Genomic DNA, 21,520 nt, shown 5'->3' with positions numbered 1-21,520 from the left:
ACCCGTTATCTCGTAAGAGGTAACGGGTTTTTTCTTATCTCCACTTGTTGGGATAATGATGATCTTAGGATAATTTTCCTTGATTGACTTATAGATAAAACTGCTATACAACTAAATAAGTTAATAAGGAAAGATTGTGAATACAAGACCTCGCTCATTAAGATCAATTCAAAATTGGTGGCGCTTTATTTAAGCGGCACCTAGTCCTATTTATCTTTGATTTATATAAATAACACTATTGCCGCCAGAGCGCGGTGATGTTGTTTATGGCATTTCTCTGGCGGTATTTATCCCAACGAAGGAAATGCAATGAACAAATATCTCACTGAAAATAAATCGATAGTTTTAACAGGGGATCGGATCACTGGACCTTTACATCTTGGTCATTATATTGGCTCTCTTCAGCAACGTGTCGAATTTCAGAATAAAGCGACACAATATATCTTAATGGCTGATATGCAAGGGTTAACCGATAATGGCTCAACACCTGAAAAGGTCAGTAAATTTCTTTTTGATGTGGTGGCTGATTATTTAGCTGTTGGTATTGATCCGAAACTTTCCACATTATGCTTACAATCCGCACTACCGGCTTTATCAGAACTGACTATGCTGTATTTAAATATTGTCACAGTATCTCGCTTAGAGCGTAATCCAACAGTAAAACATGAGATTTTGCAAAAAAATCTTTCTCGTTCATTGCCGGCGGGATTTTTAACCTATCCTGTCAGTCAAGCGGCGGATATTACTGCATTTAGTGCAGATATTGTGCCCGCAGGAGAAGATCAATTGCCTATGATTGAGCAAACCAATGAAATCGTCACCAAAATAAATAGCTTAATAGGACAACCCGTATTGACAAGCTGTAAGGTCGTAGTAGGGCAAGTCGGTCGTTTACCTGGTACAGATGGTAGTGGGAAAATGTCTAAATCCTTAGGTAATACGATTAATTTATCATCCACAGCCGATGAAATTAAAAAAGCGGTTTATTCGATGTATACCGATCCGCAACATATTGATGTTGCATCACCAGGTCATATTGAAGGTAATGTGGTGTTCACCTATTTAGATGCTTTTTGCCAAGATAAAGCCACGGTGACAGCAATGAAGGCTCATTACCAAAGAGGAGGACTTGGTGATATGAAATGCAAAGCTATGCTTAATGATATCTTACAAGAGCTTCTGCAACCAATACGTGAAAAAAGAGCGCAACTTATTAATGATAAAGCTTATTTATTACAAGTGATCAAAGAAGGGAGCGATAAAGCGAAAGAAGTGACTCAACAAAAGCTTGATGAAGTAAAACGTGGTCTAGGATTATTGATCTTGTGAGCTATTGTATTTAAAAAAGCTAACATTAGGCTTAACGGTGAATATCAGTAAGCCTAGTGTTAGCACTATTCACTTTTTCATTCATTTTTCCTAAAGCGATCACCAGCCCATCACCGACCAATTAAAAACTCGCCCTAAGATTTTTACTTCTTCTAAGGTTGATTCTTCATCAGGATAATCAATCGTATTATAGCTACGAATAATGATTTTATTATTGGGTAGGCGGTGCAAGATTTTAACTCTTAACAAGTCACCTTGCTGAATAGCGTAAATACCACCATCAATAATCTTAGTATGCCCTGTACTGATGGTTACAATAGAGCTGTCAGGAATAACCGGTGACATACTATCGCCATGCACTTTAAAAGCAACAGCATCACTTGGCTGTACACCATATTGATTAAATGTAGAACGAGAGAATCTCAATAATTCCACCTTTTGATTATCAGTGGTACAACTGCCAAAACCTGCGGCCAATTCAATTGTTGAATAAAATGGGATCTCCACTTCATCTCGCTCTATAGGAGTACTATTATCCCAATCATTAACAGGCATTATTTCATTAACTGAAATGCCATCATTTTTCTTGGCGCCTCTGCCATATTCTAACCATTCAGCTCGAACATCTAGCCACTGACTTAAGGCTAAAATATTTGTTGAGTCAGGAACGGATTCACCATTTAACCATTTCCAGACCGCGGGCGCACTGACTTTTATTCCTTGTTTAGCCAATGCCTCTGTAATTCTTTTACCTAACCCTCTACCCGCAATCCCGGAGTCTAGGCAGGCTTCTTGTAGTCTTTTTGTGAATGCTAACTTATAGTTATTTTTAACCACTAGTTAATTTCCTTTTCTATCTTGACGTGACTTTGGTTACATACTAGCATTAACTAACAGTTAATAAAAGTATGTTAAACATGATTTGTTAACTAAATTAACCATAACGGATAGGTTGAGTATAAAATAGCATTGAGTGCATCAATACGCTAATGGTGATTTAAGCAGGCATGTAAGTGCCCCTAGCTTGTTGTGGGATATGGATAAGCAAATAAGTCGTGACAGTAAATCAAAGGGAATATTGTATGAGATTAGCTGACTTACCTAAGTATTTTTCTCCAAAAAGTGTTGTATTAAGTGATGTTAGAACGCCTAAAGCTGTTGATTCATTATCCATTACGGATGTAATGGCTTCAATAAGCTTAGCGACACGTAAAGGGCGAATGGGAATAGAGCTATTTTTAGCGAAACACCACATTAACCGTCCCGAAGAAGCGATAGAAAGCCTGTATCAATGTGCATTAACTCAAGTTAACCAATATAAGATGATTGATAAGTTAGCTGAACATGATAAAGCTAAAGTTTTACATATTATCGCTGAATATGCTTTTCAGGATTATGCCAGAAGTGCAGCCAGCAAGAGAGCATGTCCTGATTGTGATGATGGCTTTATCGAAGTTGAAGTTTTTACCACCAAATGCCATGGTCGAAAAACAACCCAGCAGGTTACTCAAAATGCCAAACCTCATCTAAAAACAACCTCATCAAATAAACCTTCTTTTCGAGAGGTAAGGGAAGTAACACGCGTTATTTGCCCTACATGCAAAGGTAAAGCGGAAATTCGTTTAGCATGCCGTTGCCATGGACGTGGAAAAATTATTGATAAAAAACAGACTGAATTACAAGGAGTTGCCGTATTTAAACCTTGTCGCCAATGTGCTGGACGCGGTTATCCTCGCCTTAAGTTCAGCGAAGTCTTACAACAATTGCAACATGTGGTGAGTATTTCAAAAACGGCTGCTTATAGTCATTATAAACCGCTATTCGATTTTTTAGTGGCGGAATGCTTTAAAGAAGAGTCTTTATCAGATAAATTTCTACAAGAAGTTACTGTAAAATAATGATTTTCTATTTTTATTTATTTTTATGAAAAAATATTGTTGACTTAAAGGGAAAATAAGCATACTATAACTCCACAGTGAGAGATTTGTATCTAACAAGCTCTCAGCAAAATCTAAGAAGCCTCACTTTTGAAGTGGGGCTTTTTTGTTTTCAATATTTATCACTATCACACTGACCATTATATAAGCTTGGCGAGTTAATCGATCTCACTGCCAATAGGTTTATGTTATGGCATTTTTTATACTACGCTTTTATCTACATCTATTAGATAAATAAAATCGTCAATATATTCATATTAGCCTTGTGATTAAAATTAGATATGAAGAATGAATATATTATTAATGACATTTCCTCTGATTGGAGGTAAGCCATAAGAAATAATGAAAGAAAATCCAGATCTATGGGAACAAATATGCATTGTTCTTTATTCAATGAAAGAGCAAGGTATATCAGCCTTACTCGCTGGGGGAATGGCTATTCTTCGAAGTTTATATAACGCAGGAGGATGGAAAAAACTTTTTTAGATGGACTGATGTGTGCAATGTTTGCTTGGTTTATCAAAGATATTCTCCTTTTATTTAGTATTAATCATCAATTTGCTTACTTAGCCAGTGTCTTTATTGGTTATGTAGGCATTGAACCTGTAAGCAAACTTCTTATAAGGAAAAATAGGAGTTAAAAATGGCTAAAATAGCGCGGGGTGAACGTAATAATAACCCAGGTAATATACGCCATGGTGCAAAATGGCAAGGATTGGCAAGCACGCAAACAGATAAAGATTTTTGTCAATTTATTTCACCAGAATATGGCATCAGAGCAATTTATAAATTAATTCAAACCTATCAAAATAAATATGGTTTAAATACAATTAAATCTATTATTTATCGCTATGCACCACCTAATGAGAATAATACATTAGGTTATATTGAGCGCGTATCAAAAGAAATAGGGATTGAAAGTAATAAACCTATTGATACCCAAATAAAAAATGTTTGTATATCTTTATCTATAGCCATTATTAATATTGAACTGGGTTATCAACCCTATGCAAAAAAAGTATTTGAAGATGCTTGGTTGTTATTATGAACAATCTTACAAAAATCATAATAATCATTATGTTATGTTTAATTGCTGGACTTTTTTGGGTTATTGATAGAAATAAAATATTAAAACAAAAATATGTGAAAATTAATGAAACACTGACGCAACAGATTGTAGAAAACAAAAACTATCAATTAAGAATAAAGCAATTATATCAAATGGATACTCAACGTTTACAGGAGTTAGCCAGTGCCAAGAGCGAAATTGACCGGTTGCGTAGTTATGCTGAGCGTGATCCTGAGCGGGTGTACATCAGAGCCAGTTGTGCAACAAACGACGCCAATTCCACCTCCCGCGTGGATGATGCAACCCGCGCCAGACCTACTGACGCCGCTATCCGAAATTATTGGATACTCAGAGAAAGAATTGCTCAGTCAGAGTCCATCATCTTAGGTCTACAAGATTATATTCGCCAAGAGTGTATTAATTAAAGTGATTAAAAAGGAGTGTAAAATAAAGGAGATGAAATGAATGATAATGATATTAATAAAGCTATTCGAGAGCAATTAATAAAACAATTAATAAAAACAGATATCAATGCTGAAGTTATTACAGGATATCAACCGGAAGAAATCACGGATAATAATATTATTATGTTTTTTCCTATTAAGGAGGTGAGCCAAGGTTGGCAGAAAAGAAGTTATGATGTTCAAGGTAATAATGCCAATCACATTGAACAACAACTTGTTGAGTTAACTTATCAAGTTCAGAGCTTTACTAAAAAACAATCTGATTTTACTGCAGGTGATTTAATTAGAACAACGCGAATGATCATTCATTCGCTGCCTTTTATTGAATCAATGAGAAAAAAAGGAATAGGAATACAACGTGCGACAGAAATTAGGCGTGCGCCAATAATTAATGAAGGAAATAGCTATGAACATAATCCTTCATTTGATTTTAATGTCACTTTTCCCAGCTCGTTATCTCTAAACACTGCAGCTACACATTTACTTATATCTAATCTATCTCGTATTTAAGGATAAATATGTCTATTAAACAAACACGCTATGTTGATATTGCGAGTGCGGTGATTGGTGTCTCTACTGCACCAATGCGTAAACTGACCGCACGTATTTTTTCAACAAACCCTAAAATTCCAGCAGGGAAAGTACTCGAATTTACTTCTGGTCAAGTTGATGCGTTTCTGGGAGCTGATTCTCCAGAAGCGCAATTTGCCCGCCAATATTTTAGTTATGTGAGTCCGGCTCCCGTCAGCAAGCCTAAAGAGCTACAAATTGCCTCTTATGAACCAATGGGACGAGCGCCAACACTCTTTGGTGGGCCGGTTGCCACACTGGATAAATTAAAGCTGATTGAAGAGGGTGAGTTAACGCTGGTGATTGGCGATGTGAACCAAAAAAATCAGCAAGCTCTCTCTTCAAGACGTGACGTCCTATAGTGATATTGCATCTTTAATTCAAGCAAAACTCAATGCTGAAAGTGAACCACAATTTGCCAGTTGTTATGTGACTTTTAATGCTATGGATAATGCTTTCTTAATCAGCGGCGGTGTGCAAGAAAAAGCGCAGATTAGCGTCAACAACTCACCTCTTGCTGATGCCTTAGGGTTAAGTCAGGGACAAACTTCTGAGGGTAATGCATCACAGACTGCCCTTGAAGCCTTTATGGCTGCAGAAGCTATTTCTGACTCATTTGGTAGTGCAACATTTTTAACCGAACTATCTATTGAGCAAAGTGTGGAACTGGCTGAATACGTAGCAGGTGAAAATGTCAAATACCAACTTTATTTATCGGTGCCAGATCAACAAGCTGAAATGTACAGCAAGGCATTAATGAATACCGCATCGACAGGGTTGAATTTAAAAACCGAGGAAAACTTTTTTGTGCAAGCGTTGCCTATGGCGATTATGGCAGCAACAGATTTTGAGCGTACTAATGCCACCACCAATTACATGTATCGACAATTTGGTATTACATTCCCATCGCAAGTTACCACAGATATGGCGGCCGATCGCTTAGATAAATTGCGCGTGAACTATTATGGTGAAACGGCGGTATCTGGCTCTGAGATCAGCTTCTATCAACGTGGCTTTTTATGTGGTAATGGTGCTAATCCAGTAGATATGAGCGTACATGCCAATGAGCAATGGCTAAAAGCGTATATTGCACAGCAGTGGCTTAGTTTACTACTGTCAACGCGCGGTATTCCTGCGAATAAAGATGGTGAAGCAAGAGCGATGATGATCATTGCTGGGGCAGTAACAAAGGCGTTAAATAACGGCACTATTCAAACGGGTAAAGCATTAACAGAAGTACAAAAAATCGCAATTACAGATGCGGCAGGTGATGATTTAGCGTGGCACGATGTACAAAACAAAGGTTATTGGTACAACGCTGAAATCGTTGAACAAACAGGGCCAGGGAATTTACCTGAATACACCATGAAATATGTATTGATTTACGGTAAAGGCGATTGGGTTCGTAAAGTTGAAGGCTCACATAATTTAGTTTAAGGAACAAACAATGAACGATATTTCAGCAACAGGCTTAAGCCTTATTATTCAAGCAAGTAAAACATTTCCAGCGGGTATTCCGATCACCACCTTTTCTGATGAAGGTGATCCTTTAGATTTACCGACAGTTAATATTACACAAACAGCGGTAGATATTAATGGTAATTTGGTCAGTTGGTCTTCACCAACACCTCAAACGGTCACCATTAATGTGTTAGCGGGAAGTGAAGAAGACGAAAATCTAGCTATTTTGTTTGATGCTAATACTGCAAGACGGGGACGACGTCCTGCCAGTGATGTGATTACTTTAGTCGCTTCTTATGGCGATGGCTCTATTACCACGGCACGTAATGGACGTATTACTGGCGGTTGCCGAGGTAATTCAGTCGCAGGGGTAGGGCGTCTTAAATCTAAGCAGTACACTTTTATTTTCCAAGATTTTGACCGTGTTAGAGCGCGTTAATTATTAATCTTACTTTTTATCATGGCGACTTCGGTCGCCTTTTTTTATGGAGTTTTTATATGTTGATTAAGCCAAAAGAGATCACGGTGATTGATAGTGATCGTCAACAGCATACCTTTATTATTAGCCGGTTACCCGCCACAATTGGACGAGAGATCTTGGCTAAATACCCATTATCAAATGCCCCTAAAATCGGTGATTATGAAGTCAGTAAAGAGGCCATGTTAAAGATGATGGCGTATGTTGCTGTAGAAAAAGAAGGCCAAGAAATTTATTTAAAAACCAGTACATTAATTGATAATCACGTCCCTGATGGGGAAGCGTTAATTCGTCTTGAATTAGAAATGTTAAAGTACAACACCAGTTTTTTCGGCAACGGCGGGAGCCAAAATTTCCTTCAATACCTATTAGGCAAGCTCAGCGGTTCTCTCCCGTCGATTATAAAAACGCTGATGGCTTCTTTGCCGTCATCATCTCAGCCGGCTTCGCCTCTTTCACAGAACTCAAAACAACCATAGATTTAGAGGAAGCTTTTGATCTGTGGGAAATTGCGATTACCAATCGTTATAACGAGGCGCTAGCGGCGTCCAAGGAGAGATAATGTCGCTATTACCCGTATTTAGTCAGGTACTGACGTTAGACGCGGAGGTATCTGATAACGCATTAAATAATATCAGGAAATCGACCAACGAAATTCTTGAGGAAATGAAGAAAATAGAGCAGGGCGCATCAGCAGGTATTAATCGCTTTTTTGCCTTTGTTCAAGAAATAGCCACCAGTTTTAACGAATTATCACTGGAGCCTGAAATAAACCTTTCGGTGGACAACCAAGAAATTATTCAAGCCTCTGAAACTGTTGAAAATTCGATACAAAAAATCGTTAAAACGGCACTTAGTAGTACTCAAGAATTTGATACTTTTTTGCAAAATATCTTAACGGGGCTGACGAGTTTATCGCTTGATGAGCCCATAAATATTGAAATAAATAGTGGTGAAACACAAGAGAAGATCCATTCAATTACGTCAAGCATTGACGCTCTAAAAGATGCGATGTCAGTATTAAATTACACGAGAAATTTGCTCAGCAATGATGTGGATAGTGATGCAAGTCATCTTGCGAATTTAAATGCTGAATATCAGGCGATGGAAGATCAGCTTGCTTCATTAAATAATGAATTAACTTTATTAACTGAGGCAGAAAAGAAAAATAAAGAAAATAAATTAGTTATTGATGAAGTCATTAAAAATCTAGGTGCTGATTACGATCAATTTATCAACACCATGCAAACCCAAGGTATTAAAGCGGCAATAGAAGAAGCTCAAGCTCAACGTCGATTAAGCAGTAGTGTTGATGAAACCGGGAAAAGTTATCAGCAAACCGTCGATAAAATGAAAGATTTTATCCTAAACGCCATAGGTGCTACGGATATTATGGGGACGTTACAAAAGGTATTTTCTGCGTCACTTGAACGTTCTCAAGAAATCGAATCATTAGATAAACTCAGTAAAAAAATGGGTGTTGCGGCGATTGATATTGACGCTTTTTCAGGTGCGATGGCTGCAATTGGTGGCACGAAAGAAGCTGCTCAAGCGGATTTAGCCGCTATGGCAACTGCGTTTGATGATACGCAAGATCCCATAGAGCAGCTTTTACAGGTCGCTGATAACGTTAAAAATATGAGTTTTGATGATGCCCAAAAAGAGCTGGAAAAATTAGGTGTTGTTGATGATAAAACCATCGAATTAATGATGAAAGGTCGTCAAGAGCTAGAGCGTACGATGGGGGTACAAAAACAATTCTCAGGTATTAACGACGACAGTATTGAAAGTGCAATCCAACTCAATGCCACAATACATAAATTTAGTCAATTAGCGGCACAATTCAAAAATAACTTTTTAGATATGATTATTCCTACGCTGGCAAAAGGCATGGAATGGTTTGATAAATTAGTCGATTTTTGTGTGAAAAATAAAGATATTGTGATTAGCTTTTTCTCCGCCATCGGCGCCGCTGTTGCTATTTATTATTTACCCGTCATGATCTCTGCTGCCGCATCGACACTTGCCATGGCATTACCTATTATTGCTATTGCAACGGTGATTGGTTTATTAGGTGTCGCCTTTAAACTCGTCTATGACGATATTATGAATTTTATTAACGGTAACGATTCCATGATCGGCCGTATATTAGAAAAATACCCAGTATTAAAAAGTGTGATCATGACGATATGGCAGGCATGGCAATCATTCTTTGAATATTTAAAAGAGGCTGTCACTGTTGTTGCTGATTTTGTTATTGCTGCATGGGATCTAATATCTAACTCATTTAATCAATTTATACAGACTCTAGAAATAGGGATTAATAATCTTATTGCTTGGGGGCAATCCATTATTGATATCTTTATTTTTGTTTCTGATTCAGTGGTGAGCCTATTTGAATGGATGTGGGGCTGTGTTGAAAAGATATTGGATTTTGTCGATGAAAAAATCAACCTAATACAAGATATATGGCAATCAGCCAAAAGCTTTTTCGGTATGGACGACGAAGAAAAAGAAATTCGTGTGGTGCAAAAGGTAGAGCGGCGATTAACAAATGAGGGGGAGCTTGACTATATCTTGCCACAATCTCAAACAGCGACACGATATTATAGTCCTATGCAGGAGGTTAAATCGTTAAATAACGGATTAGCAATATCGTCAAATAACAGTTTAAACCCGATGACCAGTCAAATGATCAGTAATCAATCAAGCATTAAAAACGAAAGTAATGTGCAAATTGGTGAAATCAAAATTGAAACTCAAGCCACAAATGGTGCGGAGGTGGTTAAAGAAATCAAGAAATCTTATACAGAGCAAGAAGCTAAAAATATATCGCAGAATCACTCTAGTGGCTGGAGGGTGTAATTATGATAACGGAAGTTAGAATTTTTGATTTAGCCTCTTTTACCACATTGTTTGATAGTGTTAACCCAACTCAAGTCACCATAGACGATAGCCACCAAGCGATTACATTTACGGTAGAAAATGGGGAAAGCCGCAGTGACCATGTGGTGATCAACCCTATCAGTATCAGTATCAGCTTATTGTTAACGGGCGATATTGCCAATGCTTATGCCACTATAAAACAGTTATATGACGAAAATACGTTAGTGGGTATTCAAACACGTGTTAGTACCTATCAACCAATGCTATTAGAAAGTCTTAGCCATGATGAAGATCCGTCAAAAGTAGACGCTATTGAGTTAAAACTGAAGTTTATTGAATGGAAAAGCATTGAGCCTGAATACAATAAAAAATCAGCTAAATCGACTAAAAAACCTAAGCAATCCTCAACGATTAATCGAGGAAATGTGAAAAGTAAAAAATCCATGCCAATAGGAAAAAAAGAGGGCTAGGAGGTAGAAAAAATGCAAGAAATACCATTACAAGCCATTCCTAATCAACGATTTTCTGTAGCAATAGCCGGTGTGAATTGGCAATTAACGCTTAAAGTGGCTAATCAAACCATGTTTTGTGATATCGAGCGAGAAGGCGAAATACTTATTACAGGAATGCGCCTTGTTGCTAATACACCGATAATTCCTTATCGCTATTTAAATCAGGGAATTAATTTAATGTTTTTAACAGAGCATGATGCATTACCTTGGTATGAAGAATTTACCAAGACGCAATCATTAGTGTATTGGAGTGAGGAAGATGGATCTTCGACGAATAAGGCTCGGAATTGAAGTCGGAGAACGGCTTCAATGGTATGAAGGATTACGTATTTCAGCCAGTGGAACAAAGTATGCCAATCCATTACAAAATGAATGTAATGTCACTATCTCAGGGCTAAATGCACAAACAAGAGATTATCTGCTGACAGAAACCAGTCCCTATAATAACAATAAGCAAACGCGACGACTCTATTTGGAGGTCGGCCGAGTTAATACCGGATTACTCTCTTTATTTATTGGCGATATTGTCAGTGCTGAAATAGATTCACCTCCTGATGTGACGTTAACTTTATCGGCAAAAACCAGTCATCAAAGCGCGGGAAAAATTATTTCTTCCAGTGGCGGCACAATGCGCAGGCTGAGTGAAATAGCCTTGGCTATTGCTGATGACTGTGGAGTGAAACTAGATTTTCAAGCTACCGATAAGAATATTGCTAATTGGTATTATTGTGGCTCAGCATTGCATCAAATAGAACGTTTACAGGAAGCTGGGGACGTTAAAGCCTTTATTGATGATGATACGTTATTTGTAAAAGATGACGACAAAGCACTAAAAAGCCGTTTGCGTATTTTAAATATGAATTCGGGCATGATTGGCATTCCCAAAGCGACAGAAAGTGGGTTAACCGTAAGTTACTTGATTGATAGCACCTCTGAGCTTGGTGGAATGCTTCGCCTTGAGAGTAAATTAAACCCTTCATTAAATGGTGATTACATCATTGAGCAATTGGCGTTTAGTGTTGCCTCACATGAGGCTGATTTCAACTATACCGCAATTTGTAAACGAGCTTAATTATGAGTAAACCCAATAACGATATTGCGAGTGTTGGTTCACTGGCAGGGGCTTTCTCGTCCGCATTTCGCCATTTGATGATGAATACGGATGATATGTTGCCCGCAACAGTCATTGATTATGATGAAAAAAGCAATCGAGCCGTGATCAAACCACTGGTGATGATGTTAACCACGGATAATCAAACTATTTCACGAGCACCCGTTGCAAATATTCCCGTATTTCGCTTTGGTGGCGGAGGTTTTTTTATTAGAGCACCGATTAAAGCGGGAGATTTTGGTTGGTTAAAAGCTAATGATCGTGATATTAGCCTTATTTTTCAACGCGGTGGTCTAGAGGATAGACCTAATACCACCCGATTACATACCTTTAGTGATGCGATGTTTTTTCCTGACACCTTAAAAGGTTGGGTGATCGACGGAAAAAATATTGATGCTTTGGTTATTCAGTCAATGGATGGTTCTGTCTGCTTTTCTCTTCATAACGATAAAGTTGTACTGGAAACCCCCAAGTATGAAATCAATGCCCGAGAAACGATATTTACCGGCAATGTCACAGTAAATGGTAATTATGCGGTAAATGGAAATAGTGATTCTCAAGGGGGCGTGATGCGTCACAACGGGAAAGATATCGGTTCAACCCATCGTCATAGTGGCGTACAAGCAGGCAAAGATAACACAGGGAGTCCAATATGAGGACATTTGCTATAAACCAGCATAATGATCTGGTGATTGATGCTAAAGGTGATCTGCAAATTTGTGATAACGATGAAGCAGTAAAAAACCTTTGTCAGCATTTTATTAAAGCAGTTCGTGGTGAGATGTTGCATAAAAAAGATAAAGGTATTCCTTATTGGTCAGCAACATTTAGCCGTCAAGTTGATATTCCTTTATTTGAAATGGCTTTTCGACAACGTCTGGCTGAAATCGAGGAAGTTGTGGCTATCAGCCATTTTAATGCCTTTTTAGATAATGGCGTACTGAAATATCAGGCGGATATACGCACGATATATGGAGGATTTACATTACATGGCTGATTATCGATATATTAATAATAAAGGTGTTATTGTTCCTGATACGGCAGCGCTACGAAAGGAGGTAGAAGACGAATTTCGCACTGTCTTTGGGCAATCAATCAATTTATCGCCAGAAACGCCCCAAGGGGTTTTGGCAACAATGGAAATTGAAAATCGCGATGCCATTGTGCGTAATAATGCCGAACTTGCTAATCAAATTAATCCCGATATTGCTGGGGGGATTTTTCTTGATGCAATATGGGCGTTAATGGGAGGAGAGCGTATTAATGCCACACACTCCTATTTAAGTGATGTGGAATTTATGGGGGTGCCCGGCACCATTATCCCTAAAGGTTCACAAGCCCTAACGATAAATGGCGCAGTATTTGAAACATTAACCTCTCTTATTATCGCAGACACTGGAAAAATAACTGGGGATATGCGCGCTAAAGAGTACGGGCCTATCACTTGTGGTATTGGGCAATTAAATAAAGTGGCAAGTTCGGTATTAGGCTGGGAAAAAGTCAATAATACCACGCACGCTATTATTGGCCGTTATGCAGAATCTGATATTAAAGCCAGGCGTCGGCGTAAACAGACTCTCGCTAAAAATACCATCAGTGTTGCCCAAGCTATTACATCGTCCCTCTATGAATTAGCCGGGGTTAACTCTCTCTCTTTTCGAGAAAACTTCACTGATAAAACATTAACTATCGATGGTATTTCCTTATTGCCACATAGCATTTATGTCTGTGTTGAAGGGGGAGACAGCCATGAAATTGCCAATGTTTTATTAAGAACGAAAACAATAGGTGCGGCGTTTAATGGTGATATTGAAATAAATCTCTTAGAGCCAGCAAGTGGTCAAGCATATCCGATTAAATTTTCACGACCCAAAGAAGTGACGATTTTTTGCAAAGTTACCGTTAAAAAATCCTCTTTTGATGCACAAACCATTATTCCTGATGCACTAGAAAAATGGAGTCATGGAGAGATAGAGGGGGATAATGGGCTGGTGGTAGGGCGAGATGTCTCTCCTTTTGAGATTTCCGCTGCCGTCAATGCTGTGGAGCCACATTTATTTGTCACAAAAGTTGAGTTATCAACAGATGGAAAAAATTGGCATGTAGCATTAATTCCCATTGCCATTAATCAAATTGCCCGCTTACCTAAAGGGGCGATACAAGTGGTGATGGTATGAATATTCAACAGTTTGATTATCATTCCGATCTTCTACAAGCGATACTTTGGCAATATGAAAATGCCGATAAATTAAAATCACTGGCTCATTTTAAGGCAGATTATTTTCACCAATCCACCGTGTTATTTTGGCAAAATTGGTATCGCGATATATTTAATATTGATACCGCCAACGACTTTGGTTTAGCAGTCTGGGCGCGTATTTTAGATGTGCCTTTAGGCATTGATATTTCCCCAAGTGAGAAAACAAAAATAGGTTTTGGCTTTGGTAAAAAGAAAGCTAATTTTAACGCAAATTTTCGACGCAATACCGATTACACCTTATCACTGACGTTAGATCAAAAAAGAATGTTGATAAGAATGCGTTATTTCAATCTCACCCAAAGTCCGACGGTCACCAATATTAATCAATTTTTAAAACGTTTTTTCTGGCGGGGTGAAAGTAAAGTATTTGTACTCGATCCCTTTGATATGACGTATATGTATTACGTTTTTAATTTTAATCCCGATGAACGCTTACGTTTATTATTAGAAAACTTCGATTTAATGCCACGTCCTTCTGGCGTAGGCGTCAAATATCGCATCATAACTAAAAAAGCATTTGGTTATGGTTCATATCGTAAAAATTTCTTAAAGAGTAATTTCGGAGAATAAATCCTATGACTAAAATATTTAAAATCCCCTTTGCAACGCAAGGGGATAAAACAGTTGTGCCTGTTGAGATCCAAACAGATGGCTCAGTATCTTATACTCAAGGTTACGGTTATGATTATGAGCGTGACCAAGTCACTGATCCGGCCGCAAAAGATATTGAACGTGAAAAAATGAATAGCCTATTTCACGATATCACCGAGTCTATTGGTGAAATGCAATTACAAGGTTTTGCTAAATGGTCAGAAGCGGGCAAGCCCTATGCTATTCGTAGTGTGGTTTATCATAACAATAAGGTATGGCAGTCTAAAATTGAGAATAATAATGTTGAGCCTATTGCCGGTAATGCATGGGCTGAGTTAAAAGCTGATATCACCGCGAATGAAGTGGGTGCTTATAACAAAGCCGAGGCTGATAAGCGTTTTCAGCCGGTGGGTAAATATCAAGCGGAAGGTTATAGCTATGCAAAAGCGGAATCTGATACTAAATATCAACCCAAAGGCAATTATGCTCCTGCGGGAAATTATGCGAATAAAGGTGATAGTTATACCAAAGCAGAGTCTGATGGGAAATATCAACCTAAAGGCAATTATCAAGCCTCAGGAGATTATGCCACTAATACCAATTTAAAAAATGAGCTTAATAAAAAATTTGATAAAGGTAATATTGCTCAAGCGACCGGAACCTCAACGGCTCATGTTATTAGCCAAAAAGCTGCTACTGATGCTTTTCAGCCAAAAGGGAATTATCAACCCAAAGGCAATTATGCATTAGTAGGTGCATCCTATACTAAAACTGAATCTGATAATAAATATCAACCTAAAGGCAATTATTTAGCGACAGGTTATAGTTATTCTAAATCAGAGTCAGATGGTAAATATCAGCCTAAGGGGAATTATTTAGCATCAGGTTATAGTTATTCTAAAGGTGAGTCAGATGGAAAGTATCAGCCAAAAGGTAATTATGCTTTAGCTGGTACATCATATAATAAGAGCGAGTCTGATAAGAAGTATCAATATAAAAGTATTGAGATAGGACAAGGTATTAAATTAATTTATGATGGAGATGGTTTTGATTATAATAAAAAACTATCTTTTTCAGGGGACTATTCTGGCTGTTGGTTAATGACCCAAGTGTATGATAGCGTAATACCTTTATTCCCAATATTAAAATTTTCTTATAACACTTATATTCAAACAGGGTATGACAGAGCAATACAATATAAGATTGAAAAAGATGGTTTAACTATTATTGGAGGAAAAGGAAGTTCATTACGGAAAGTATGGATAATGGGAGCCTAACTCATTATATTATGTTATTCTTTGAAATAATAGTAATTATATAAGATGTAATTATTAATTATATTCATATTTAAAAATTAAATTTTACGATAAAAGAACTAGCCATTATTTAATCAACCAAAAATAGAAAATATAATGGCCATTGGGAAACTCAATGGCCATGTTATTGCGATAAGAAAAGCACTCAGCAGGCGCATAGCTAAGCTGGGATCTTTAGTTAAAAAGAAGGTGATAATAAAAGAGAGTACAGTCCCAATTAGGTAGCCTATTCCAATAGTTGCGATAACAGACATAGTCGATCTTCAGTAAAAAAATTGCAGTAATTGTACGCTAATTTTGTTAAAGAAACAGACTAAGAAGAAAAAATTTTCAACAAATGTCATTAGCAATTGGTGTTTTTTTAGCATTTATTTCATTATTGATCGCATATTTTACTTAAGTAACATCCAACAAGCTTATAACAACTTTTCTTGTTTTGCCGTAGCCTTTGCTACTGTAAGTCTTTTTAATACCCTAACACTATTTTTTAAGCTTTATCCCTTTTAGGCTTTTACCTATTCTATTAACGATCCCAAAGGGGGTTATAGTAACAACATCCTTATTATATTGATTACTAAGTTACATATATCATTAACAACATTGTTTAGAGTATAACTTGCTCATGGATGGGTAACACTTAAAGGAGCTAAGTGTTAACTAGGACGTGATTAAAATCCTCTTGTTGCCTTTAAAGAGGATTTATTTTTTTGTTTTTTTAAAGAAGCTCGATCCCTGTAACCTTTTTCATACTATTCATAGGTTAAAAATCAGTATACTTTAGAGATAATATTCTTATCAATTTATATAAGGTGGTTATCGCTATGGTTCCTTACCAACCCGTATTAACCTTTTGGTTTGAAGAATGTACCCCAAAACAGTGGTTTCAAAAGGATAGCGCTTTTGATAAAGAAATTAAGGATAGATTTGGTGAGCTATGTATTAGCGCAAGTCGCGCAGAGCTTGCCTCTTGGCGCGAGAGCATTGAAGGGCGGTTAGGGGAAATTATTATTCTAGACCAGTTTTCACGTAATATTTGGCGTGATACACCAAAGGCTTTCGCCCAAGATAATATGGCGTTAATTCTTGCTCAAGAAGCCATTCGACTACCCGAATATCTCACCCTGACACCAGTAAAACGCAAATTTCTGATCATGCCATTTATGCACTCAGAATCACAAAAAATACATCAAGATGCCATTGCGTTGTTTTCACAATTAAATGATGACGACACGTATCAATATGAATTACGCCATAAAGAGATTATCGATAAATATGGTCGTTATCCTCATCGTAATGAAATTTTAGGCCGTACTTCCACACCAGAAGAGTTAGCTTTTTTACAACAACCCGGCTCCTCATTCTAAAAAAGAAAAAATGCATATCTAAAAAGATATGCATTTTTGTTTTTCGTTTCTTGCCGATGACTATGCTTATGATGATAAATCAATAATGATAAAGCGTCATCGCACAGAAAACCCATATTACATGGTTATATGCCATAAGTTATAAAAGGCAATGCGACCGGATAATTCAGCAATTACGACCGCTGCGGCACAAGTGGCTAAGGTCACTTTTGAGGTTTGCGCTTTTAATGCGCTAAACCCGACAACCACAATACCTAATGCTAATACTGCTAATTGGAAACCCCAAAACAGTGATTGCTCAGCACTTAATTCTGGGCCATTAAAGCTTAGGAAACTGACATAACCGGAGCGTGCGGCAAAGGTAATTATGGCACCGATAATAAAGGACAATGCCCCTAAACGTCTTGCACCACTGACCATCGCAAGTACCCCACCGCCAATTAATAGCGTCATCCAAAACTGTAATGTGGTGTAATCTGTGTTCCAGTTAGCAATTGTTGGAATATGATAAACTTGCGGAATTGACCAAACAAAAGCTAAACCAAAAATAACGGTAAATAGATTACAAATTTCACGTAATCCCCGCCATTTTTTCATAATAGTGAGTGCCACTGTTGCAAAAGCAAAACCAGTAAATACACCACTTAGAAAAGCTTCGTTACTCATTGGAGAACGGCCTACGCCTAATAACATATTGAAAAAGCGTAGTGGCTGACCTACGTGTAATCCACCAATACCTAAGCCCACAAGCATTAATATCAGAGCAAGAATATTGGCATTACGCAGTTGTTGTTCATCAATTTGACCTAACTTTTTACTGATATAAGCGATCAGAAACAGACCTGCTGCGCTAGAGCCTAAAACAGTAAAAAAGACAAGAGGAAGTTCATGCATGGTTTATACCTCCGCCGCATTTTGAACTGAGCCGGTTTTATCACCAGAAGGTTTTGCATCTTTATGTGCTTTTATCACGATATTTGGGTTAGTTAAGCTTGGATCTGGCATTGGGGCGATACCACACTCTGTACCATGTTTCGCTCTGATCACTTCAATATCATCAAAATCCAGTGCACGTTGTGGACAAGATTCAACACAGACCGGTTTCATACCTTGGGCGACACGCTCATAGCAACCATCACATTTTGACATCAATTTTTTCTTTTCATCAAACTGTGGTGCGCCATAAGGGCAACGTAATTCACAATAACGGCATCCAACACAAACATCTTGATTAACAACCACTAAACCGTCTTCTTCACGTTTATGCATCGCGCCAGTAGGGCAACCTGCCACGCAAGTAGGGTTAGAGCAGTGGTTACAAGAAATTGATAAATAATAACTATAAATATTTTGTGTCCAGATACCGTCTTGTTTTGCCCAGCTACCACCGCCATATTCATAAACACGACGGAATTTAGGGCCTAAATCTAAATCTTTTTCGTCCTTGCAACTGACTTGACAGGTTTTACAGCCAGTGCATTTAGTGGAGTCAAAATAAAAACCATATTGCTTCATGAGTTAACTCCTTATGCACGTTTCACTTCAACAAGGTTAGTATGTTGTGGATTTCCTTTAGCAAACGGCGATGGGTGCCAGCTTGTTAATGTATTAATACATCCACCGGTATCTACACCTGTTGTATCAAGTGAACGCCATGCACCTTGTGGTACTGCAATCACACCAGGTAATACACGATCTGTCACTTTGACACGAATATGCAAGCGACCACGTTCGTTATAAATCTCAGCAATATCGCCAGATTTTAATCCACGCTGTGCCGCATCAACGGGGTTTAACCAAAATTGATGAGGAATAGCTTCACGTAACATTGCGACGTTAAAATAGGTAGAGTGGACATGACCTTTATCGTGGAAGCCCGTCATTTGCAGTGGGAACTTCTCTTTTAAGGTAACGTTTTCAACACCTTCTTCATTTTTACAATATTCTGGAATTGCTGGAATACGATCACCTTCTGGTAAGATCCAACCTTCAGTGTCTTGCATTAATTTCTCAGAATAGATTTCAATTTTACCTGATGCTGTTTTTAGTGGGTTGGCGATAGGATCTTGGCGAAATGCTTCTAATGCCACATAAGCGCTACGAGGAGGAAGTTTTCTATCCACAATCCCCATATCGTTAGTTTCAGCAAAAGAAGGAAGCGCTGGGTTATTTGCTTTTACTTGGTTATAGCAATACTCAATCCACTCTTGGTAGGTTCTACCTTCAGTAAATTTCTCTTTAACACCTAATTTTTCAGCGATATCTGCCAATACATCATAGTTAGGACGATTTTCCCATAACGGCTCAATGGCATTTTGTAAACGCACCATATAATGATACGCACCACTAGCATAAGAGTTATTGATAAGATCGTTAGTTTCCACAGTAGTGACATCAGGCAGTAAAATATCGGCATATTTTGCTGATGGTGTCATGTGGTTATCCCACACTAAAATAAATTCACATTTTGATTCATCTTGCAGTAATTCATGTGTTTTATTGAGATCAGCATGCTGGTTACCAATCACATTACTGGAGTAACACCACATAAATTTAATGCCCGTATCCAGCTTATCTTTATTTCTGACACCGGCATTTTTACTGGTTAACTCTTCACCACGAGCAACTGCTTCAGACCACATAAACGTTGGGATCTGGGTTTTTACTGGATTTGGTATGGCAAAACTTGCGACAGGGTATTCAATGCTACCGCCCCAACATCCGGTATTAGTACCAGGACGACCAATATGACCAGACATTAATGGCAACATCATAATTGCACGGCAAGCTTGTTCACCATTACTGGTACGCTGAATACCCCAGCCTTGGGAGATCCACGCAGCTCTGGCATTACCAATTTCACGTGCTAATTGAATAATACGTGCAACGGAAATTCCGGTTAATTGACTTGCCCATTCAGGGGTTTTAGCAATCCCATCAGGACCATTACCGAGAATATAGTCTTTGTAAGAGCCATTTTCAGGTGCTGAGGCTGGCAGAGTTTGTTTATCCCAACCGATGCAATATTCACGTAAAAATGCCTCATCAGTGATGCCCTCTTGGATCATCACATAACCTAACGCAGCCACTAATGCAGCATCAGTACCCGGATAGATAGGGATCCACTCTGCACCTAATGTTGTGACACTATCAGTACGACGCGGGTCGATAATAATTACTTTACTTTTACTCTTATCTAACGCATTCAGTGTTTCATAGAACTGACCACCGCCAGACATACGAGTTTCAGCAAGATTATGACCAAACATCACAACCAGATCTGAGTTTTCGATTTCTGTTAACAGAGATTCCAGCATATCACCATACACATAAGGGACGATGCCGGTTAATTGTGAATAAGAGTAAGTACCGTAGTCACTTAAGAAGCCACCGACTGTACTTAATAGACGTTTACAGGCTGTTCTACCATGTAAATTCGCTCCGGTAGATCCAGTACCATATTGGTAATAAATAGCCTCATTACCATAGGTATCGATAGTATATTTTAGCTTATCAGCGATAATCGAAGTCGCTTCATCCCAAGAGATACGCTCGAATTTACCTTCACCACGTTTACCGACACGTTTCATGGGGTATTTTAAACGGTCTGGATTATAAGTTTTCCAACGAACGGAACGTCCACGTAAGCAAGGACGGATCTGATGAAGACCAAAGGTTGAGTCATCAAACATGGTTTCATTGGAAATACGGCGGATCACGCCATCTTTAACATGAACTTTTAATGGGCAACGACTACCACAGTTCACTAAGCATGCACTGTATTTGATGGTTTCAGACGTCTCATCAGGACGAATACCCTGGGGTGTTTGAGCATTAGCAGAGAAAGGTAATGATACCGTTCCAGCTACAGCAGCAGCGCCAGAAAGAACAGCTGCAGACTGAATGAAGCCACGCCGGCTCATTTCAGTGATAGAAACATTATTTTTAATTTTTGACATTGACATTACCCTAACATTTTTCACAACAAATAAAGTTGTATATCTATGTTAAGTTATTACACCTATACCTATAATGATTTATATCAATATAAAAAATGTTAATAAGGTTATCTAAAAAAATAATTATTAAACAATTGGTTACATTTTGCGGTTAATACCACTTTAGTGGTAAATAAAATATCAAATATATAGGTGAAAACAGTGATTCGATAT

22 protein-coding genes and 2 pseudogenes are annotated in these 21,520 nt (G+C 38.0%); 19 read left to right on the top strand and 5 right to left on the bottom strand.

The genetic code is table 11. The features are described 5' to 3' along the window. Nucleotides 1–309 precede the first annotated feature (309 nt). Nucleotides 310–1,329: a tryptophan--tRNA ligase gene (gene trpS / locus HMPREF0693_RS04075; protein WP_004243643.1), complete on the top strand. Its 1,020-nt coding sequence runs from the start codon at nt 310–312 to the stop codon at nt 1,327–1,329. A 99-nt stretch (nt 1,330–1,428) separates the two neighbouring features. Here trpS and HMPREF0693_RS04070 read toward each other — a convergent pair whose 3' ends face one another. Further along, nucleotides 1,429–2,166 (bottom strand): LexA family transcriptional regulator, encoded by a 738-nt coding sequence (locus HMPREF0693_RS04070; protein WP_004243642.1) that lies wholly within the window; start codon nt 2,164–2,166, stop codon nt 1,429–1,431. A 245-nt stretch (nt 2,167–2,411) separates the two neighbouring features. On the opposite strand from HMPREF0693_RS04070, the gene HMPREF0693_RS04065 reads away from it, so the two are divergent. The 17 genes and pseudogenes from HMPREF0693_RS04065 to HMPREF0693_RS03985 all read left to right on the top strand — a co-directional run bounded on the left by HMPREF0693_RS04065 (nt 2,412) and on the right by HMPREF0693_RS03985 (nt 15,945). Further along, on the top strand, nt 2,412–3,227 hold the full coding sequence (locus HMPREF0693_RS04065) for an antitermination protein Q (RefSeq protein ID WP_004243640.1): 816 nt from the start codon (nt 2,412–2,414) through the stop codon (nt 3,225–3,227). Nucleotides 3,228–3,608: 381 nt separating this feature from the next. Beyond that, nucleotides 3,609–3,907 (top strand): annotated as a pseudogene (locus HMPREF0693_RS04060) (phage holin, lambda family). A 2-nt stretch (nt 3,908–3,909) separates the two neighbouring features. Next, complete coding sequence (locus HMPREF0693_RS04055; protein ID WP_004243635.1) at nt 3,910–4,314, top strand: hypothetical protein; 405 nt, start codon at nt 3,910–3,912, stop codon at nt 4,312–4,314. After that, complete coding sequence (locus HMPREF0693_RS04050; protein ID WP_004243634.1) at nt 4,311–4,760, top strand: lysis system i-spanin subunit Rz; 450 nt, start codon at nt 4,311–4,313, stop codon at nt 4,758–4,760. The genes HMPREF0693_RS04055 and HMPREF0693_RS04050 overlap by 4 nt, the downstream gene beginning before the upstream one ends. 36 nt (nt 4,761–4,796) lie before the next feature. Beyond that, nucleotides 4,797–5,309 carry a phage gateway protein gene (locus HMPREF0693_RS04045; protein WP_004243633.1) on the top strand — a complete coding sequence of 171 codons (513 nt, stop codon included), beginning with the start codon at nt 4,797–4,799 and terminating at the stop codon, nt 5,307–5,309. A gap of 8 nt (nt 5,310–5,317) precedes the next feature. Then, nucleotides 5,318–6,806, top strand: a pseudogene (locus HMPREF0693_RS04040) (DUF3383 domain-containing protein). Between the two features lie 10 nt (nt 6,807–6,816). Continuing rightward, on the top strand, nt 6,817–7,269 hold the full coding sequence (locus HMPREF0693_RS04035) for a phage tail fiber protein (RefSeq protein ID WP_004243628.1): 453 nt from the start codon (nt 6,817–6,819) through the stop codon (nt 7,267–7,269). Nucleotides 7,270–7,328: 59 nt separating this feature from the next. After that, on the top strand, nt 7,329–7,787 hold the full coding sequence (locus HMPREF0693_RS04030; RefSeq protein WP_004243627.1) for a hypothetical protein: 459 nt from the start codon (nt 7,329–7,331) through the stop codon (nt 7,785–7,787). Nucleotides 7,788–7,869: 82 nt separating this feature from the next. After that, on the top strand, nt 7,870–10,173 hold the full coding sequence (locus tag HMPREF0693_RS04025) for a phage tail family protein (RefSeq protein WP_004243625.1): 2,304 nt from the start codon (nt 7,870–7,872) through the stop codon (nt 10,171–10,173). Between the two features lie 2 nt (nt 10,174–10,175). Continuing rightward, entirely contained in the window at nt 10,176–10,664 is a 489-nt protein-coding gene (locus tag HMPREF0693_RS04020) for a phage baseplate protein (RefSeq protein ID WP_004243624.1), read from the top strand. Nucleotides 10,665–10,676: 12 nt separating this feature from the next. After that, nucleotides 10,677–10,997, top strand: coding sequence for a phage baseplate plug family protein (locus HMPREF0693_RS04015; RefSeq protein WP_004243623.1), 321 nt, complete (start codon nt 10,677–10,679; stop codon nt 10,995–10,997). Further along, nucleotides 10,966–11,778 carry a baseplate hub protein gene (locus HMPREF0693_RS04010; protein ID WP_004243622.1) on the top strand — a complete coding sequence of 271 codons (813 nt, stop codon included), beginning with the start codon at nt 10,966–10,968 and terminating at the stop codon, nt 11,776–11,778. The genes HMPREF0693_RS04015 and HMPREF0693_RS04010 overlap by 32 nt, the downstream gene beginning before the upstream one ends. Before the next feature lie 2 nt (nt 11,779–11,780). Further along, entirely contained in the window at nt 11,781–12,473 is a 693-nt protein-coding gene (locus HMPREF0693_RS04005; protein ID WP_004243621.1) for a Gp138 family membrane-puncturing spike protein, read from the top strand. Further along, nucleotides 12,470–12,814, top strand: a complete 345-nt coding sequence (locus HMPREF0693_RS04000; RefSeq protein ID WP_004243617.1) for a contractile injection system sheath initiator — start codon at nt 12,470–12,472, stop codon at nt 12,812–12,814. The genes HMPREF0693_RS04005 and HMPREF0693_RS04000 overlap by 4 nt, the downstream gene beginning before the upstream one ends. Next, nucleotides 12,807–13,994, top strand: coding sequence for a baseplate J/gp47 family protein (locus HMPREF0693_RS03995; RefSeq protein ID WP_004243616.1), 1,188 nt, complete (start codon nt 12,807–12,809; stop codon nt 13,992–13,994). The genes HMPREF0693_RS04000 and HMPREF0693_RS03995 overlap by 8 nt, the downstream gene beginning before the upstream one ends. Continuing rightward, entirely contained in the window at nt 13,991–14,647 is a 657-nt protein-coding gene (locus tag HMPREF0693_RS03990; RefSeq protein ID WP_004243615.1) for a DUF2612 domain-containing protein, read from the top strand. Before HMPREF0693_RS03995 ends, HMPREF0693_RS03990 begins: the two co-directional genes overlap by 4 nt. A gap of 5 nt (nt 14,648–14,652) precedes the next feature. Further along, nucleotides 14,653–15,945: a hypothetical protein gene (locus HMPREF0693_RS03985; protein ID WP_004243614.1), complete on the top strand. Its 1,293-nt coding sequence runs from the start codon at nt 14,653–14,655 to the stop codon at nt 15,943–15,945. 113 nt (nt 15,946–16,058) lie between these two features. Here the strand turns inward: HMPREF0693_RS03985 and HMPREF0693_RS03980 are convergent, their stop codons facing one another. Then, nucleotides 16,059–16,238 (bottom strand): GhoT/OrtT family toxin, encoded by a 180-nt coding sequence (locus tag HMPREF0693_RS03980; RefSeq protein ID WP_004243613.1) that lies wholly within the window; start codon nt 16,236–16,238, stop codon nt 16,059–16,061. A 567-nt stretch (nt 16,239–16,805) separates the two neighbouring features. On the opposite strand from HMPREF0693_RS03980, the gene HMPREF0693_RS03975 reads away from it, so the two are divergent. Further along, entirely contained in the window at nt 16,806–17,348 is a 543-nt protein-coding gene (locus HMPREF0693_RS03975) for a DUF924 family protein (RefSeq protein ID WP_004243612.1), read from the top strand. Between the two features lie 117 nt (nt 17,349–17,465). On the opposite strand, the gene HMPREF0693_RS03970 is transcribed toward HMPREF0693_RS03975, so the two are convergent. Genes HMPREF0693_RS03970 through HMPREF0693_RS03960 form a run of 3 tightly spaced genes read right to left on the bottom strand, consistent with a single transcriptional unit; the run spans nt 17,466 to nt 21,313 of the window. Continuing rightward, the gene (locus HMPREF0693_RS03970; RefSeq protein WP_004243611.1) at nt 17,466–18,242 is read right to left on the bottom strand and encodes a dimethyl sulfoxide reductase anchor subunit family protein; all 777 of its coding nucleotides are present in this window, start codon (nt 18,240–18,242) and stop codon (nt 17,466–17,468) included. 3 nt (nt 18,243–18,245) lie between these two features. Continuing rightward, nucleotides 18,246–18,863 (bottom strand): DMSO/selenate family reductase complex B subunit, encoded by a 618-nt coding sequence (locus HMPREF0693_RS03965; protein ID WP_004243609.1) that lies wholly within the window; start codon nt 18,861–18,863, stop codon nt 18,246–18,248. Between the two features lie 11 nt (nt 18,864–18,874). Beyond that, nucleotides 18,875–21,313, bottom strand: a complete 2,439-nt coding sequence (locus HMPREF0693_RS03960) for a DMSO/selenate family reductase complex A subunit (protein WP_012368081.1) — start codon at nt 21,311–21,313, stop codon at nt 18,875–18,877. Between the last annotated feature and the right edge of the window lie 207 nt (nt 21,314–21,520).

The sequence above is a fragment of the Proteus mirabilis ATCC 29906 genome, from assembly GCF_000160755.1.
Classification (GTDB): domain Bacteria; phylum Pseudomonadota; class Gammaproteobacteria; order Enterobacterales; family Enterobacteriaceae; genus Proteus; species Proteus mirabilis.
The sequence above is the reverse complement of the archived record's forward strand: the minus strand, read 5'-3'. Positions and strand labels throughout refer to the sequence as shown.